The organism is Actinomyces ruminicola, from assembly GCF_900103885.1.
GTDB classification, from domain to species: domain Bacteria; phylum Actinomycetota; class Actinomycetes; order Actinomycetales; family Actinomycetaceae; genus Actinomyces; species Actinomyces ruminicola.
On record NZ_FNIM01000017.1, the window covers coordinates 1 to 17,109 of the forward strand.

The 17,109-nt window shown below is 69.8% G+C and carries 17 protein-coding genes; 7 read left to right on the forward strand and 10 right to left on the reverse strand.

Annotated elements, in window-relative coordinates; translation table 11 throughout:
- A partial coding sequence (locus tag BLR49_RS13335) for a hypothetical protein (RefSeq protein WP_218121353.1) occupies positions 1 to 301 on the forward strand: 301 nt, incomplete at its 5' end.
- Between the two features lie 180 nt (positions 302 to 481).
- Here the strand turns inward: BLR49_RS13335 and BLR49_RS11040 are convergent.
- Complete coding sequence (locus BLR49_RS11040) at positions 482 to 1,159, reverse strand: uracil-DNA glycosylase (protein ID WP_092537585.1); 678 nt, start codon at positions 1,157 to 1,159, stop codon at positions 482 to 484.
- 86 nt (positions 1,160 to 1,245) lie between these two features.
- On the opposite strand from BLR49_RS11040, the gene BLR49_RS11045 reads away from it, so the two are divergent.
- From BLR49_RS11045 to groL, 3 genes are all read left to right on the forward strand, one after another.
- On the forward strand, positions 1,246 to 1,851 hold the full coding sequence (locus tag BLR49_RS11045) for a LytR C-terminal domain-containing protein (protein ID WP_092537587.1): 606 nt from the start codon (positions 1,246 to 1,248) through the stop codon (positions 1,849 to 1,851).
- Between the two features lie 106 nt (positions 1,852 to 1,957).
- Positions 1,958 to 3,298 (forward strand): glycoside hydrolase family 15, encoded by a 1,341-nt coding sequence (locus BLR49_RS11050; protein ID WP_092537589.1) that lies wholly within the window; start codon positions 1,958 to 1,960, stop codon positions 3,296 to 3,298.
- 335 nt (positions 3,299 to 3,633) lie between these two features.
- The gene (gene groL / locus BLR49_RS11055; protein WP_092537591.1) at positions 3,634 to 5,259 is read left to right on the forward strand and encodes a chaperonin GroEL; all 1,626 of its coding nucleotides are present in this window, start codon (positions 3,634 to 3,636) and stop codon (positions 5,257 to 5,259) included.
- A 192-nt stretch (positions 5,260 to 5,451) separates the two neighbouring features.
- On the opposite strand, the gene BLR49_RS11060 is transcribed toward groL, so the two are convergent.
- Together BLR49_RS11060 and BLR49_RS11065 are read right to left on the reverse strand one after the other, a co-directional pair.
- Positions 5,452 to 5,688 carry a hypothetical protein gene (locus BLR49_RS11060; protein ID WP_092537593.1) on the reverse strand — a complete coding sequence of 79 codons (237 nt, stop codon included), beginning with the start codon at positions 5,686 to 5,688 and terminating at the stop codon, positions 5,452 to 5,454.
- A gap of 124 nt (positions 5,689 to 5,812) precedes the next feature.
- On the reverse strand, positions 5,813 to 6,118 hold the full coding sequence (locus BLR49_RS11065; RefSeq protein ID WP_092537595.1) for a WXG100 family type VII secretion target: 306 nt from the start codon (positions 6,116 to 6,118) through the stop codon (positions 5,813 to 5,815).
- Positions 6,119 to 7,198: 1,080 nt separating this feature from the next.
- Here BLR49_RS11065 and BLR49_RS13755 point away from each other — a divergent pair.
- Positions 7,199 to 7,462: a DUF559 domain-containing protein gene (locus BLR49_RS13755; RefSeq protein ID WP_245690642.1), complete on the forward strand. Its 264-nt coding sequence runs from the start codon at positions 7,199 to 7,201 to the stop codon at positions 7,460 to 7,462.
- 45 nt (positions 7,463 to 7,507) lie between these two features.
- On the opposite strand, the gene BLR49_RS11075 is transcribed toward BLR49_RS13755, so the two are convergent.
- The 4 genes from BLR49_RS11075 to BLR49_RS11090 form a co-directional block, all read right to left on the reverse strand.
- Positions 7,508 to 8,734 carry an HD domain-containing protein gene (locus tag BLR49_RS11075; RefSeq protein WP_425425772.1) on the reverse strand — a complete coding sequence of 409 codons (1,227 nt, stop codon included), beginning with the start codon at positions 8,732 to 8,734 and terminating at the stop codon, positions 7,508 to 7,510.
- Between the two features lie 189 nt (positions 8,735 to 8,923).
- Entirely contained in the window at positions 8,924 to 10,558 is a 1,635-nt protein-coding gene (locus BLR49_RS11080; RefSeq protein WP_425425773.1) for a sensor histidine kinase, read from the reverse strand.
- A 2-nt stretch (positions 10,559 to 10,560) separates the two neighbouring features.
- Entirely contained in the window at positions 10,561 to 11,307 is a 747-nt protein-coding gene (locus BLR49_RS11085; protein WP_092537599.1) for a response regulator transcription factor, read from the reverse strand.
- A gap of 157 nt (positions 11,308 to 11,464) precedes the next feature.
- A complete protein-coding gene (locus BLR49_RS11090; protein ID WP_092537601.1) occupies positions 11,465 to 12,055 on the reverse strand; it encodes an NYN domain-containing protein in 591 nt (196 codons plus the stop codon).
- A gap of 841 nt (positions 12,056 to 12,896) precedes the next feature.
- Here BLR49_RS11090 and BLR49_RS13760 point away from each other — a divergent pair.
- A complete protein-coding gene (locus BLR49_RS13760) occupies positions 12,897 to 13,142 on the forward strand; it encodes a DUF559 domain-containing protein (protein WP_245690631.1) in 246 nt (81 codons plus the stop codon).
- Positions 13,143 to 13,371: 229 nt separating this feature from the next.
- On the opposite strand, the gene BLR49_RS11100 is transcribed toward BLR49_RS13760, so the two are convergent.
- Together BLR49_RS11100 and BLR49_RS11105 are read right to left on the reverse strand one after the other, a co-directional pair.
- Entirely contained in the window at positions 13,372 to 14,289 is a 918-nt protein-coding gene (locus BLR49_RS11100) for a cation diffusion facilitator family transporter (protein WP_092537603.1), read from the reverse strand.
- A gap of 77 nt (positions 14,290 to 14,366) precedes the next feature.
- Entirely contained in the window at positions 14,367 to 14,681 is a 315-nt protein-coding gene (locus BLR49_RS11105) for a protoporphyrinogen oxidase (protein ID WP_092537605.1), read from the reverse strand.
- A gap of 157 nt (positions 14,682 to 14,838) precedes the next feature.
- Between BLR49_RS11105 and BLR49_RS11110 the strand changes: the two genes are divergently transcribed.
- A complete protein-coding gene (locus tag BLR49_RS11110; RefSeq protein ID WP_092537607.1) occupies positions 14,839 to 15,705 on the forward strand; it encodes a VIT1/CCC1 transporter family protein in 867 nt (288 codons plus the stop codon).
- A gap of 153 nt (positions 15,706 to 15,858) precedes the next feature.
- Here BLR49_RS11110 and BLR49_RS11115 read toward each other — a convergent pair whose 3' ends face one another.
- The gene (locus BLR49_RS11115; protein ID WP_092537609.1) at positions 15,859 to 17,052 is read right to left on the reverse strand and encodes an App1 family protein phosphatidate phosphatase; all 1,194 of its coding nucleotides are present in this window, start codon (positions 17,050 to 17,052) and stop codon (positions 15,859 to 15,861) included.
- Between the last annotated feature and the right edge of the window lie 57 nt (positions 17,053 to 17,109).

A 17,109-nucleotide genomic window follows, 5' to 3' on the forward strand; every position in this document is an offset into this window, starting at 1 on the left:
ACCCCAGCGCCGCAAGACCCCACCCTCAGGGACCCGGCAGGTACGCGTCGGCGCCAACGGGACCGTCAACCTGGCCTCGATCACGTTCCTGGCCTCCAAGGCCCACGCCGGCAGCCAGGCCATCATCGACTGGAACCCCGACACAATCATCATCACCACCACCGACGGCGAGGTCCTCGCCCAGTACCCCTGGCCCGCACCCGGCACCCGCTACGTCTCCACCCACACACACCCAACCCCACCAACCAGCACCAACCACCACCACACCCCACAAGACCCAGAACTGTCACCGATGTCCTGACACACCAACTGTCACCGATGTCCTGACACAAAACTGTCACCGATGTCCTGACACAAAACTGTCACCGATGTCCTGAGACATCACACCGTCTGAGAGCGCAGCCAGGACGGTCCAAATGGCGGTAGACGGTCCAAATGGCGGTGGACGGCAGCGCCGGCCGGGGCGGCGGCCCCTAGGCGCTCACGGCAGGCGCCAGTCAACCGGCGTCGTCCCCATCCGCTCCAACTCCGCGTTCGCCCGGGAGAAGGGGTGTGAGCCGAAGAAGCCGCGGGAGGCGCTCAGCGGCGAGGGGTGTGGGGAGGCGATGATCGGCGTCAAGCCCAGCATGGGGGACAGGGACTGCGCCGGGCGGCCCCACAGGATCGCCACCAGTGGTCGCTGCCGGGCCACCAGCGCCTCAATGGCGCGCTGAGTGACCTCCTCCCAGCCCCAGCCCCGGTGCGATGCCGGCGCGCCCGGCCGCACGGTCAGCACCCGGTTGAGCAGCATCACCCCCTGCAGCGACCACGGGGTCAGGTCCCCCGAGGTGGGGCGCGCCACGCCCAGGTCGCTGACCAGCTCGGTGTAGATGTTCTCCAGGCTCCGCGGCGGCCGCACGCCCGGTTGCACCGAGAAGCTCAGCCCCATTGGGTGACCCGGCGTGGGGTAGGGGTCCTGCCCGACGATCAGCACCTTGACGTCGTCGAGCGGGTAGGTGAAGGCGCGCAGGACGTCGGTGCCCGCGGGCAGATAGCCGCGCCCGGCGGCCACCTCCTCGCGCAGCTTCGCGCCGATCTCGTGGATGGTCGGCTCCACCGGTGCGAGCGCCTCGGCCCAGGAGGGGTGGATGATCTCGGACAGCGGCTTCGGTTCGGTCACGCCCCGAGCCTAGTCGCCGGGGCTCGGCCCCGGGGTGTCGGCGCGCATCTGCCTCCGCCGCGGCGGCCTCCCGGTATCCTCACGGTGTGAGCCGCTACGACTACCCCGATGACGAGTTCGACGCCGACGACGACGGCCCGGTGCCCGTGGGGGTGCATCGCGCCCAGGTTCCCGCCTGGCGCAGCTGGATTCCCCTGCTGGCCATCCTCATCATCGTGCCGCTGCTGGCCTGGGGCGCCGTCGGGCTGCTCGGGCGGCACTCGATCGGAACCGGTGGCTCATCCACGGCCACGGCCGGCGTGGCGGCCGTGGACGACTCCACGACGGCGCAGGCCCCGGAAGGCGAGCAGCAGGCGGCCCCGGAGGCAACCGACGAGGCCAGTGCGGAGCCCACCGGCACCGTGGACTACACCACGGGCATCACGGTGCACAACGGCACCGACACCACCGGCCTGGCCACCCGCACCGGCGACAAGCTGCAGAACGCCGGATTCACCTCGATCACGGTCTCTCAGGGCGTGTACACCCTTGAAGAGCCGATCAGCACCACCGTCTACTACGCCTCCGCGGACCTGGCGGCCACCGCCCAGGCCGTCGCCGATGTGCTGGGGTCGGGCGAGGTGGTCGAGTCCGCTGAAGAGGCGCAGTCCAATCCGATCGTGGTCGTCCTGCGCAGCGACTACCAGGAGTGACCGCCGAGATCGGTTGCAATAACCGCCGAGATCGGTAGAAGTTACGTACTGAGATCGGTCGATATGGCTGCCGAGACCGGCGCAAGTGACACGCGGAGTCCGCATCATGACGCAAGTGCCCAGTGGTGAACCGCGTGTGCCCGCCGGCGGGCAGGGGCGCCTGTGCAGGCGCATGCTGTTGCTCGGCGTCCCCGCCACGGCCGCCGCAGCGAGCATGGTGGCTCGGCTGCCGTCAAGACCCGCATGTCCCGAACTGCTCAGCGGTGGCGTGCTGGCCCGGGCCGACGGCGTCGTCGAGGTCCTGCCGCCCGAGCAGGAGACTCGCCTCAACCCACTCGAGCCCGCACAGCGCCAGCGTCTGGCTGTGGCCACCTTGCCGACCGGTCGTTGGCGGGAACTGTGTCGTACCGCCCTGGGCGACCTGCTCGCTCTGACCGGCCCGAATCTGGCTCGGGCCGACGGTGACGGCGTGGCGCCGGGCCACACCCGTTTCCCCGGCGGTGCCGTCGTCGCCGGTCCGGTCGGAATCTGGAGGTACGTGTGGCCGCGGGACGCATCCTTCGCCGCCGCAGCGTACGCCGCGGTCGGGCTTGTGCCGGAGGCCCTTGATGTGCTTGCCCACCTGGCGACCCTGCAGCGCCCGGACGGCGGTTTCGAGGCGCGCTACACCGCTGCCGGCATGGTCCCCGACGACCGCCCCGCCCAATCCGACGGCATCGGCTGGTTCCTCTGGGCGGCGGGACGCCTGCTCTCCGCCGGGGCCGACGGCGGCGAGATCGCGCAGCGGCTCGGTGCGGCGCTCGCCCGTGCCTGCGCTGGTGTGCTGGCCCTCACCGACACGCCCTCCCATCTGCCCGCCGCCTCGCCCGACTACTGGGAGGTGAAGGAGCGGACCGTCACCCTCGGGACGGCCGCGCCCGCCCTGCTGGGCCTGGAGGCGGCCAGGGCGCTCGCGGCGGCGGGGCTGGATATGGGGGCCGACGTCGATCTGCTCGAGGAGCGGGTGATGACGGTGCGGAGGGCGTTGGAACTGGGCTTCGCGCCCGGATGGGGACGGCATGTGCGCGGGGATGATGTCGACGCGGCGATCGCCTTCGTCGCGCCGCCGTTCACTCGGGCGTGCGACGGCGTTGAGTCCGTCAGGCGGGGTGCGGTGGCGCGAATGTCTCGGCCGGCCGGGGGAGTGGCGCCGGGGGCGTCATGGCGCGACGACGGGATCTCGTGGACTCCGGAGACGGCGCTGTTGGCCTGGTCCGCGGCCGCTCTCGGGCGCACCGAGGAGGCGCGTGAGCTGCTGGAGTGGTTGGAGGATCACCGCACGGGCGCGGGCGCTCTGCCCGAGAAGGTGCGGGCCGACGGTGCGCCCGCGGGACCGGCACCGCTCGCCTGGACCTGCGCGCTCGTACTGTTGGCCACGGCGGAACTCCGCCGAGATCGGTTGCAATAACCGCCGAGATCGGTAGAAGTTACGTACTGAGATCGGTCGATATGGCTGCCGAGACCGGCGCAAGTGACACGCCGAGGCCGGTTGGTGCCGCGCCTGGAGAGGTCTTTCACACCCCGTTTCGCGCCGACGGCGAACCTGAGCGCCTTGCACTCAAGGGTCGAGAGTGCCAGCATTGCGGTTAGCACTCGGAGGCGTCGAGTGACAGAACCACTGGACGTCACCGGTGAACGACCCAGGCCAGCAGGTGAGGGTCGGCGTCGGGCGGGACATGAACGTCCGGCGTCGGTTCGTCCGTCGCGGGCACCCGCCGGCCACCACTCAATACAGGAGCAGCAATGCCCAAGATCATCGCCTTCGACGAGGAGGCCCGCCGCGGTATGGAGCGGGGCCTGAACACCCTCGCCGACACCGTCAAGGTCACCCTCGGCCCCAAGGGCCGCAACGTCGTCCTCGACAAGAAGTGGGGCGCCCCGACCATCACCAACGACGGTGTGACCATCGCCAAGGAGATCGAGCTCGAGGACCCCTACGAGAAGATCGGCGCCGAGCTGGTCAAGGAGGTCGCCAAGAAGACCGACGACGTCGCCGGTGACGGCACCACCACCGCCACCGTCCTGGCCCAGGCGCTCGTGCGCGAGGGCCTGCGCAACGTGGCCGCCGGCGCCAACCCGATCGCCGTGCGCCGTGGCATCGACAAGGCCGTAGCCGCCGTCGTCGAGCGCCTGCTGGCCGACTCCAAGGAGGTCGAGACCCAGGACGAGATCGCGGCCACCGCCTCCATCTCCGCCGCCGACGAGCAGATCGGCGCCATGATCGCCGAGGCCCTGGAGAAGGTCGGCCACGACGGCGTCATCACCGTTGAGGAGTCCAACACCTTCGGCCTCGAGCTCGAGGTCACCGAGGGTATGCGCTTCGACAAGGGCTTCATCTCCCCCTACTTCGTCACCGACGCCGACCGCCAGGAGGCCGTCCTGGAGGACGCCTACATCCTGCTGGTCGAGTCCAAGATCTCCAACGTCAAGGACCTGCTGCCCCTGCTGGAGAAGGTCATGCAGTCCGGCAAGCCGCTGGCGATCGTCGCCGAGGACGTCGAGGCCGAGGCCCTGGCCACCCTCGTGGTCAACCGCATCCGCGGCACCTTCAAGTCCGTGGCCGTCAAGGCCCCCGGCTTCGGCGACCGCCGCAAGGCGATGCTGCAGGACATGGCGATCCTGACCGGCGGCACCGTCATCTCCGAGACCGTTGGCCTGAAGCTGGAGAACGCCACCCTGGAGGACTTGGGCCAGGCCCGCAAGGTGGTCGTCACCAAGGACGAGACCACGATCGTCGACGGTGCCGGGGACAAGGACGCCATTGACGCCCGGGTCGCCCAGATCCGCAACGAGATCGAGAACTCGGACTCCGAGTACGACCGCGAGAAGCTGTCCGAGCGCCTGGCCAAGCTGGCCGGCGGCGTGGCGGTCCTCAAGTCCGGTGCCGCCACCGAGGTGGAGCTCAAGGAGCGCAAGCACCGCATCGAGGACGCCGTGCGCAACGCCAAGGCCGCCGTCGAGGAGGGCATCGTCGCCGGTGGTGGCGTCTCCCTGCTGCAGGCCGCGTCCGCCCTGGACGCCCTGGAGCTGTCCGACGACGAGGCCACCGGCGCCGCCATTGTGCGCGTTGCCCTGGAGGCCCCGCTCAAGCAGATCGCCATCAACGCCGGCCTTGAGGGCGGCGTCGTGGCCGAGCGCGTGCGCAACCTGCCGACCGGTGAGGGCCTGAACGCCGCCACCGGCGAGTACACCAACCTGCTGGCCGCCGGCATCGCCGACCCGGTCAAGGTCACCCGCTCCGCGCTGCAGAACGCCGCGTCCATCGCGGGCCTGTTCCTGACCACCGAGGCCGTCGTCGCCGACAAGCCCGAGCCCCCGGCCCCGGCCGCCGGCGCGGGCGGCGGCGACGAGATGGGCGGCATGTACTGATCGGCTGCCCGGTCGGCTTCACCGGCTCGGCCGGAGTGGTTCGCCGGTAGGTGCGCGTTCCGTGCCGCCGCCGGCGGACCCCGGCCCCATCACGACGACGGCGGGCCGTCCCCCTGCGCAAGCGGGAGGGCGGCTCGCCGTCGTCGTGTGTGCGCGATCATGTGGGTGACCGGCCGGACCCGTGCTACGCGGTCACGTGTTGGCCGGGCGGCTGCGTTGCAGCTGCCAGAAGTGAATGCCCAGGAACACAATGAGAGCGCTGAGCATGCCGAGCCCGTCGAGGTCGTACACCTCCAGGTGTCGCAGGGCGATGGTGACGACGGCGATCAGGCCGAACAGAACGAAGCCGTCCCAGTGCCGCTGCCCTGACCGCCATCCCGCAACGGCGGGCAGCACCATACCGAACAGGATCCAAAGCAAGATGCTCATCTGAGGTCGCTCCTGTGCAAGCCATCTCCATACAGGGTGACAACAATCATAGCCCGGGGCAGGGGAGGTCGGAGTGCTGGGAGGACGCCTCGCAGACGGTGCTGGGCGGACTGGTGCGCGCCGCTCAGGCGGGCGGGGCCTGGTAGCTGAAGCGACCGGAGTTGGCGGTCTCGGCGTCGTCGTAGGAGACGGCCGACTGGTCCAGGGCCTGGCTGATCGCGTCCAGGCTGGCCTGCACCTGCAGGGCGGTGACGTGCCAGTCGGCGGCGCAGGCGGCCATGGAGTCGGAGGCGCCGCCCGTCCAGGAGGACTGGAGCAGCGCGATGTCGCCCTTCATCCCGTCCACCTCCGTCTGGATGGTGGAGATGCGGGTGCGGGCGCGTATGGCGGTGTCGGAGACGGCCTGGGTATCGACGGCGAAGACGGGCATGACGGGAGCCTTTCGGTGAGATGGTCCGGGGCGCTTCGGCCTCGGTCTGCGGGTGGCGCCGCGGTTGCGGCGTCTGAAATCACCGTAGGGATTGAGCCGAGGCGCCCGCATCCGCCGCCGTCGAGCCCTGTGGATTCACCCTGCACGAACCGTGCCTGTGGACGCCGGTGAGCTTAGGGGCAGAGTGTCGCAGATCGGCACAAACGCCTCGCGGGCGTCAGTCTGCCCGGCGTAAAACGTTGGAATGACGCCGATGCGCAACCTGCGTGAAGTGCGCGCGGCGTCGTTTGTGCCGATCTCAGACAGTTTGCCGGTTCCCACAGGCGGGTTTCGTGCAGGGTCAATCCACAGATCTCGCCGAGAGCGTTGGTGTGGCCCGGCCGACCCGTTGCAGGCTCGGGCCATGAGGCCGTGTGATGACGAGATTCTGGCGCGGGTGCGTGCCTGCCACGGCGCCGTCCGCCTGCGGGACCTGCGCCTGGATCGCACCGAATACCGCCATGCGCAGAGGCTGATCGAGCGGCGTCTCCTGTTCTCTCACCAGGGGGTGGTGAGTTTGCCGGAGGCCGGCTGGGACTTGATCCTTGCACGTATCCATGGCGGGGTCATCACCTGCCTACACGCCGCCAAGCACTACGGTTACCCGCGCCCGCGCCTATGGGCGCCGGTGCACCTGGCCGTCCTCCACAGCACGGGTAGGGCGCCGGTCCGCGGAGAGGTATTGCATGTCGAGCGATCCCTCGAACTGCCGCCTCTGACCCAGTTTCCGGTGGCGCCGGTTCCGCTCATGCTGGCCCGCTATCTGCGCTGCGACCCCCGCAGGGAGGGGCCGCTGATGGCCTGTGACGCCGCGCTTCACCAGGGGCACACCGGCACAGATGCCATCGCGGCGCTGCTGCACGGCCCGGGCTCGCGTCAGGCCCGGCAGCGTTTGGCCCTGGCCAGTCCGCGGGCGCGCTCGCCGTTGGAGACTCTGGCCCGCCTGCAACTGTATGACGCCGGGATCCCGTTCGCCGACGGCGTGGACATCCCACGTGTGGGGGAGGTCGACCTGCTCGTCGATGACTGGCTGGTCCTGGGCTGGACGGTTACACCTACCACGAGGACGAGTTCCAATTTGCCCGCGACCGCAATCGCGATCGAGAGCTGGTCAGGCAGGGCTACCGGGTCGCTCGCTTCACGCGCAAAGATGTGGAACTTGGTCGCGTGGGAGCCGAGATCCACCAACTCCTTGCCGCGCGCAATCGCGCAGCCAAAACTGTCGCAGATCGGCACAAACGCGCCGTGAGCGCCGATCCGCACGGCGTAAAACGTTGGAATGACGCGGGTGCGGATTCGGCGTGAAGTGCGCGCGGCGTCGTTTGTGCCGATCTCAGACAGTAGGCGGCGTCAGTCGGCGGAGGAACCGAGGATCGGCTCGGTGATGGCGGCGAACTCGCCCGTGCGCGCCTCCCGCAGCGCCTTGGCCTCCTCGCACTTGGCGCGCAGCTTCTCGGCCAGCTTCGCGCGCTCGGCCTCCGCCAGGCTGGCCCGGTCCGCGGTGCCCTCCTCGCCCGGGCGCGGCTTGGCCAGCAGCCGGTCCAGGTCCTCGGCGCACGACTCCAGGGAGGTGGTGTGCGCCTCCTCGGCGTCGGCCGGAGGCTTGGGGCGGTGCGAGCGCGTGGTGTTCTCCGACGGCGTCGGCGCAGACGCGGGTGACTTGCGCGCCGCGGGCGGGGCGGCGTGCGGCACGTGGTCGTCGTCGCCGGCGGCCTCCAGACCTCCGAGGCGGGGGTCCGACTCCCGGTGAGAAGACTGCCGGGGCTCGACGACGCCGTCGGTCGCCTCCGCCGGTGCTGACGACGCTGTGGGCGCCTCGGCCTCGGGACCGCCGACCTGCTCGGGCCGACAGGGCGTGCACTCGGCGTCGTCGGCCTGGGGGAACTGTGCCAGCTCGTCCTGCAGGTGCCGCTTCTCCGCCTCCAGGTTCTCCCGCGCCGGCAGCTCCCAACGCGCGCCCAGCGGGGAGGAGAACAGCGTCTCGCGGTCCAGTAGCCGGGTGATGATGGCCAGGCGCGCCCGCAGGTAGTCCTCCATGGGGATGTGCGCATACTCCTCACGCACGGCCAGCCGGTAGCTCTTGTACTGCTGCGGCTCGACGGCGAGCGCCCCCAGGTCCGCGTCGCTGAGGGCCTGGGCGTCGATGTCGTTCTTGGCCAGGTTGTGGCGCTTGAGGTTGAGGATGAGCGCGCACACGCGGTCGACCGTCTGGTCCGGCACGCCGAGCGCCTGCAGGCTCTTGGCGGCGTGGGCGGCGGAGGCGACCTCGTCCTCGCCGCCGTTGCGCCGGTAGGTCGACTCGCTGGCCGTGGAGAACACGCAGCCGTGGTACCAGGTGGCCAGCCGTATGACGTCGGGGTTGTGGGACTCGTCGGCAAGCTCGTCGACGCGCGCCAGCATGTTGATGACGTGCTTGAGATCGTGGAAGTGCCGGTCCGGGCTCGTCCAGCGGGAGACGAGCTCCTCTCCTGCGGAACGGATCTGCTCGACCGGTGCCGTGGCGCCGACCGCCTTGACACAGCGGACGAAGGCGGGGAGCAGCCACTGAGGGGCGTCGATCACGTCCATATGGCTCATGAGAAAGCCTCCGAGATGGGATGAAACGCAGCAATGGTAGGACCACTGGCCGCGGACTTGAAACCCGGAGGGGTGTTCTGCCCGCCACCTTTCGTAGCTACGCGCATGCCACGGAGGTCGCCGCATCTACCGATTTGGGCACGTGACTTCTACCGATCTCGGCGGTTATGTCTGCCGATCTCGGCGGGATCACTTGGGGGCGTCGGGTGCGGGGGCGGTCTCCTCCGCTGGGGTCACGAGGGCGGGCAGCTCGATATGCACGGTAGCGCCGCCTCCCGGCGTCTGGTCCATGCGGACCGTGCCGCCGTGGCGGGCGATGATGGCCGACACGATCGACAGCCCCAGCCCGGAGCCGCCGGTCTCCCGGTTGCGGGAGGTATCGGCCCGGTAGAAGCGCTGGAAGACCTTCTCGGCGTCGGCCTGGGCCACGCCCGGACCGTGATCGCGCACCTCGACGACGACGGTCGGACGCTCCGGCGCGCCCGCACTGCTGTCGGCGGGGCGGCGCGCCGTGCCGACGGCGATTTCCACCGGGGAGCCCTCGGGGGTGTGCCGGGTGACGTTGCCGAGCAGATTCGTCAGCACCTGGGACAGGCGGTCCCGGTCGCCCAGCACCATGGCGGGACGAGCTTCGCCGTCGGCGTCGTCGAGCGGGATGAGCGCGCAGTCGCGGTCGGGGGCCAGCACCGTCATGTCCGTCAGCGCCCCCGCGGCGATCTGCGTCAAGTCCACCGGGGACATGACCATCTCCCGGCCCTCGTCCATGCGGGCCAGTTGCAGCAGGTCGTCAACCAGCCGCCCCATGCGGGAGGCCTCGGACTCGATGCGCCCCATGACCTCCGCGGTGCGCTCGGGCGGCACGCCGCCCATGCGGTAGAGCTCGCCGTAGCCGCGAATGGCCGCCAGGGGGGTGCGCAGCTCGTGGGAGGCGTCGGAGACGAAGCGGGTCATGCGCTCCTGGGCGACCACCTGCACGTCGAAGGCCTGCTCGTTCTGCTGCAGCATGGTGTTCAGGGCGCGTTGCAGGGAGCCGACCTCCGTCGTCGGCGGCTCGGTTACGGGGACGCGGGCGGACAGGTCTCCGCTGGCGATCTGCCCGGCCACGCCCTCGATCTGCCGCAGCGTGCGGAAGGAGCGGCGCACCAGGTAGGCGGCCGCCATGGATCCCAGCAGGATCAGGGAGACATCGGTGAGAAGGACCATGAGCCGCGTCTGCTCAACCGTCTCCATGACGTCGCTGAGCGGCAGCGCGATGGCGACGACGCCGATGTGCTCCCCGGAGGTGCGATCGTCGATCGGCAGGATGATGACCCGCCACTGGTGGTGCAGCTGGTTGGACTCGACTGTGAACAGCTTTGGATCGGAGGCCTGTGCGACGGCCTCCTCAACCGACAGGACCCCGATCGCGGGCACTCCGTACTTGGCGGCGGTGTCCGGGGAGAGCATCTGGCCGCTGTTGCCGTCCAGATACTGCGCCTCCACGTAGTAGGTGGAGGGCATGGAGGCACTGGCATCCGTGCTGCTGACGCGGCTGGAACTGAGGGCGGTCAGCCCCTGGGTGCCGATGGTCTGCGCGGTGGCGCGCAGCTGGTCGTCCACCTGGCCGACCAGCTGGTCGTAGAGCAGGGAGGTGACGGACAGCGACGACGCGAACAGTCCGACGGTCAGCAGCCCGGTGGTGAGCAGGGCCAGGCGCGTGCGCAGCGGCTGGGTGCGCCAGGCCCGCTTGATGTCGGTCAGGAGGTGCCAGCGCCCGCGTTTGACCGGCCGGTACTGGCGTCCTCGGGGTGGGCGGCGCACCGTGCTTCTCACGGTGGCGCGCACGCTCAGCTCGCCTTGGGCTCGCGCAGCATGTAGCCGACGCCGCGGCGCGTCTGGATCAGCGGGACCACCGGATTGCCGTCGGCCCCGGAGATCTGGTCCACCTTGCGGCGCAGGTAGGAGATGTAGGACTCGACGATGGCGGCGTCACCGTTCCAGTCGTACTCCCACACGTGGTCCAGGATCTGGGACTTGGACACCACGCGGCCGGCGTTGAGCATGAGGTAGCGCAAGAGCTTGAACTCGGTGGGGGACAGGTCAACCTCGACGCCGGCGCGGTGCACCTCGTGGGCGTCCTCGTCCAGGATCAGGTCGGCCACGCGCACCATGCCGTCGTCCTCGCCCTCCATGGCGCGGGTGCGGCGCAGAATGGCGCGGATGCGGGCCACGACCTCCTCCAGGCCGAAGGGCTTGGTGACGTAGTCGTCGCCGCCGACGGTCAGCCCCTGCACCTTGTCCGCCATGTCGTCGCGGGCGGTCAGGAACAGGATCGGGATGGTCACGTCGCGCTCGCGCAGGCGGCGGGCGACGGTGAAGCCATCCATGTCCGGCAGCATGACATCCAGCACAATCAGGTCGGGGGAGGCCTCCTCGGCGCCGCGCAGGGCGCCGTTCCCATCCGCCGCCGTGAGCACCTCGAAGCCGGCGAAGCGCAGCGATGAGGCGAGCAGGTCGCGGATATTCGGCTCGTCGTCGACAACGAGGAGGCGTGCCTCGTAGGACGTGGGCTGAGAGTCGTGGGTTCGGTCCATGCCGCCACTGTGCACGGCGATTCTGGAAGTCGCCTGGATGGTGTATGGGAGTGAGGGATGTGTTTTCCCGTGCCGAGTTCGGTAGCAGTTACGTGCCCAGATCGGTTGCTGTGGCGGCGGGACCGCCCTTCGGGAGGGTGGTCCCGCCCCGGGCGAGTCAGAGGAACTTGAGCGGGTCGAACTCGGTCAGCGGGATGATGCGGACGCGCGGCAGCGCAATGGTGAAGGCGTCAACATCGGTCTCCAGGTCGTAGACGGTCAGCCCGCGCGACTCCAGTGAGGCGAGCTGGGTGTTGAGGAACTCCCGGAAGCACAGCACGTCGACCTTGGCCCCCGCATCCAGGAGGCGCTCGACCTGGGGGACGTAGTCGCCGTCGTGGGAGCCGAGCAGGACGTGCACCTGCTCGCCGCGCTCGACGCGCTGGGCCAGCGCCTCCAGGGTGCGCTGAATACCGATGTCAACGACCTTCTCCTCCTGGCTGCCGGAGCCGGCCAGCGGAATCGGGCGGTACTCCATGGCCAGCAACGCCTGAACGAAGCCCATGGGCATGTGTCCGGAGGTGGCGTTGAGGAAGAACAGGGCGCGGGTCTCGTCCTCGTCGCCGCCGTCGGCGAGTTCGTCGCAGAAGGACAGGACGCGGTCCCAGCGGGGACGCTCGTCGGGCTCGGGGCGCCGCCCGAGCACGCTCATGCCGAGCGTGGCGTCGATGTTCTCCCCGTCGACGAGGAGGTAGGTGGGTGTGGTCATAGCGTCATGCTAATGGTCCGCGGCCCCGCACTCGCTGGGCGAGTTGCTTGGCGGGACTTGGTTTGCTGAAAGGCAGGCGGCGGATCGTCCTGGCGAATCATTGTCACAATTGGTGACAAACCTGAGCGCCTCTGCCCGCCGTCATTGGATACCCGCATGATTCCAACGTTTCCGATGGTGCGCTCGGGGGGTGTCCTGGCAATTCGTCACCGATTGCGAAAGTGCACGAATACGACACCGCTGTCCACAGGGGCGGTTCGTGCGGGGCGCGTCCTCAGTCCTCAACAGGGTCACTGGCGCGTTCACCCTCATGCGGAGAGCATCAGCGGCATGAGGCGGCGGGAGGACGACATCCTGGAACGGGTGCGCGGCTGTTACGGAGCTGTACGTCTGCGGGACCTCGACTTGGAGCGCACGGAATATTGCCAGGCCGAACGGCTAGTCGCGGCTGGCGACCTCGTCGCTCATCCGCGTGGGGTCGTGAGCCTGCCCGGTGTTGACCGCGACCTGGTCCTCGCTCGCATACACGGCGGGGTGATCACTTGCCAGCACGCGGCGTAGTACTACGGCTGTCCCCATCCGCGGCGATCGATGGCGGTGCACCTGGCGGTGCCTCCCGGAGGCTCGCGGTCTCCAGTTGGCCGGGAGGTGCTGCACGTCGAGTATTCGTTAGCGCGTCCGTCTCCGACTGAGTACCCGGTAGCGCCAGTGCCGCTTATGTTGGCTCGTTATCTGCGTTGTGACGAGCGTCCGGAGGGGCCGTTGATGGCCTGCGATGCCGCGCTGCACCAGCGGCACACCACTACAACTGCATGAGGTCGGCATCCCATTCGCCGATGGCGTGGAGATAAGTCGCGTCGGCGAGGTCGACCTGCTGGTGGATGGTTGGCCGGTACTCGAACTGGACGGCTACAGCTACCACGAGGACGAGTACCAGTTCGGCCTGGATCGGCGACGTGACCGGGAACTGACCAGGCGGGGCTACCGGGTGGTCAGGTTCACCCGCCAGGATGTTGAAGCGGGCCGGGTGGGGGCGGAAATCCAGGATCTCCTGGCGGCGCGCAACCGCATGGGCGCCACCTCCTGAGGCAACATTGTCGGAAACGGTCACAAACGAGTTCGCCGATGCCGAAGTGGCGGCACAAAACGTTAGAATCATGCGGCTGCAGATTCCGGTAGGGCGCGCGAAACTCCTGTTTATGACCGTTTGCAACAATGATCCAGGCGGAGGGCAGGAGTCCGCCCACTTGTTCGACCTCGGCGAGGCGTCCCGCAGCCCCGGAGGGGCGCTGACCGCCGTGCCGGGCGCGGGCCGCTCAGAAGTCCTCGACGTCTGCGTAGGACAGCGGGTCCTCGATCGGCTCCAGGTGCGCCGAGACCCTCAGGCTCGGGTCGGCGGCGACGAGTTCGTCGATGAGCGCCTCGGTGTAGTCGTGCCCCTGCTTGACCGTCCAGGCGCCCGGCACCAGCACGTGCAGGTGGGCGAAGCGGCGGCTGCCGGCCTCCCGTACGCGCACCGCATGGAAGTCGACGACGCCTTCGCGACGGCGCTGGGCCAGGACGGTGTTGATCCTCTCCAGCGCCTCCCGGTCCGGGGCCACGTCCATGAGCCCGGCCACCGACTCGCGGATCAGCTGGAACCCGGTCCACATGATGTTCAGTCCGGCGCCCAGGGCGACGACGGCGTCGAGCACGGGGGAGTGGAACACGGCGACCAGGCCCACGCCCGCCAGGACGGCCGCCGAGGTGATCACGTCGGTGAGCAGGTGCTTCGCATCGGCGACCAGCGTGGCTGAGTGCTCGGCCCGGCCCTTGCGCAGCAGCACCCAGGCCACCACGCCGTTGACGAGGGAGGCGCCCACCGAGATCATCAGGCCCAGGCTCAGCCGCTCCGGCATGACCGGGGTGATGATGCGCTCTACCGCCGAGAAGATGATGAAGGCGGCGGCCACGAAGATCATGACCCCCTCGCACACGGAGGAGAAGTACTCCGCCTTGGAGTGGCCGAACTGGTGATCGGCGTCGGCCGGCCTGATGGCGATCTTCAGCACGATCACCGCCACCAGGGCAGCCACCAGGTTCACCAGCGACTCGGCGGCGTCGGAAAGCAGCCCGACCGAGCCGGTCAGCCACCAGGCCAGCGCCTTGAGCGCGATGGTGGCCAGGGCCGCCCCGACGGACAGCCAGGCGTATCCGGATAGGTCCTTGGGCGGGGCGTAGCGCGAAGAGGACACCCCCAGAGTATGGCCGGACCGAGCGACCGGGCGGAAGTCGCGTCAGCTCCGAGGCCGGGGAGCCGCCGCCGGCGCGGTCAGTCGGCCTGGTTGACCGGGCGGACCTCGGCGTCGTCGACGGTGACCGAGGGGGCCGAGGACGGCTGCGAGGCGGGTGTGCCGAACAGGCGCTCCTTGACGGCGTCGGCGACCTTGTCGGTCACGGCCTCGCCCTGCTCACGCACGAAGCTGGAGGCGCGGGTGGAGGCGGCGCTGACCTTGTCGCGCACGAAGGGCTGGTCGACCAGCTTGGTGGCCGAGGCCTTGATGCGTTCGTACTGCGCCCGGCCCGCGCGCGTTCCGAGGACGTAGCCGGCGCCGAGTCCGATAATGAAGGGGAGCTTGCTAGCCATGGGTTCCTCCTGCACGGGGCGCCGCCTGGTGCGGCCCCTGCTCGCAACCCTACCGGCATCTACCTGGGGTTCCGCTGGGGGAGGGCGCCGCGGAGGATTCATTAGGTAAATCTGTCTTTGCTATACAAGCACATTGATCAGATTTATCTTTGGGGGCATGGGTGTGCTGCAGACCTCACGTCGTTTCCGTCCGGACCGGTCCGCCGGTCCGGACGAGTCGAGCACGGTCGGGAACACCGCCCAGGACGCTGCCGGGCGCCTGGATCCGGAGGCCTGTCCGACGGCGTTGTGGCTCACCGCCCGTCCACGGCGGCACCAGCCGACGCCCGTCGCCGCCAATGCGGCCTCCGCCCTTGCGTCGCGGCTGAACTGGCTGCGTGCCGGCGTCCTCGGCGCCAACGACGGCATCGTCAGCGTCGCCGGCCTGGTGATCGGCGTCGCCGCAGCCACGCCCACCGACACCGCCGCCATCGTGGCCGCGGGGGTCGCCGGGGTGCTGGCCGGGGCCGTCTCCATGGCCGCCGGCGAGTACGTGTCCGTCTCCACCCAGTCGGACACCGAACGCGCATACGTCGCCCGCCAGCGCGCCGAGCTCGACGCCGACCCGACCGCCGGCGTCGACTCCCTGGCCGCCCACTACCGCGCCAAGGGACTGAGCGATGAGACCGCACGGCGGGTGGCGCGGGAGCTGACGGTGCACGACGCCGTCGGCGCCCACCTGGAGGTCGAGCTCGGCCTGCGCGAGGACGACTACACCAACCCCTGGCACGCCGCCTTCTCCAGCGCGGTCGCCTTCGTCGTGGGGTCCGTGCTGCCGATGGCGGCGATTCTGCTGCTGCCCGTGGGGATCAAGATCCCGCTGACCTTCGGGGCGGTGCTGGTCGGCCTGGCGCTGACCGGCGGGGTGTCCGCCCGGCTCGGTGGCGCCCCGATTCGCCCGGCGGTGGTGCGCAATGTGCTTGGCGGTGCGCTGGCCATGACCGTCACCTGGGGCATCGGCCACCTCATCGGCGTCGCCGTCTAGGCGGCCGTCCGGACGATCGGCATCAGGCGCACGACTTATCGTCAAGCACACGAGTTTTGGACTTCTGCACGGTCTAGACACCTGCAAAGCTCCGGAAACTCATGAGCGTGGCGGGAATGCGTGTTCGTGGCACCGGCACGGCCGGGCCGCGGCTCACTGCTGCAGCTGCGCGGCGAGCACCTCAGGACGCAGGGAGCGCGCCAGTTCAAAGCCGTCCGCGCCCACGGCCACCGGCACCCCCGACTCCGCCAGCGCGCGGGCCTCAGGCGCCAGTCCGGCCGGATGGGTCAGCTGGGTGCCCGCCAGCACCTGCTCGGTCGGCGTCAGCCGGCGGATCGCCACCGCCGCCACCCGATCGGAGTGCTCGCGCGCCGCCTCACCGTAGATCAGCGGGTCGTGCTGGCCGTCGTCGCCGACCAGCAGCCACTTCACCTCCGGCAGGTCGATCATGAGACGGCGCAGCCCCGTGCGCTTGTGCTCGATGCCGCTGCGGAACAGGCCGGTGTTCGTGGGACCCCAGTCGGTCATCAGCATCGGCCCCTCCGGGAAGCCGTTGCGCTCGAAGAAGGAGCGGTAGGTAGGCACCACGTTCCACGCACCGGTCGACAGGTAGATCACCGGCGCCCCCGGGTGCTCCTGCTGGACCCGGGTGAGCAGTTGCGCCATTCCCGGCACGGGCTCGCGGGAGGAGGTGTACTTGACCAGCTGATTCCAGGCGGCCACGAACATGCGGGGCACATGGGAGACCATCACCGTGTCGTCGATGTCACACACGATGCCCAGCCGCGGCCCGGGCGCCACCACCAGCACCCGGGTGGTCACCGCGGCCGCGCCGGCAGCCTCCAGAGTGGCCTCGTGCCAGCCGGGGGGTAGGCCGTGCCCGCGCAGGACGACGTCGACGTACCCCTCCCGGTCGGCGCGGGTGCGCACGCTCATCCCACCGAGCCTGACGGTGACCGGTAGATGCGGCACGGGCACGTCGATGAACATGCGCCAGCCGCGCTGCGCCTCCAGCAGGCTCTCGGCCGCCTGGCGGCGGGCGTCCTGCGGCGTCGCCGGCAGCTCCTCCGGCAGCCGCTGGAACAGCGGGCCCTCGCTGGGGGCGTTCGGCGGACGCATGACCATGCGGGCCAGGACCCGCGCCATGTCGCGAGGTGCGCCGTCGGCAGAATGCCCCGACGGCGTCCCGACGCCGGAATCCGGCCGTGCGGAAGCGGCCGCGGGTGCGGCCGAGCCGTAGCCGGCGTAGGGGATCACCCGTGGACGCCAGCCGCGGCGCCTGAGCACGGGGATCGAGTCGCGGTGGAACTGGTCCTCGACGGCGCGGACGATGTCGGAAAACGGCACGGAGCCATCCTACGGACGAATGCACCTGCGCGTCGGGGGAGAACTCCCCGCCCCCTC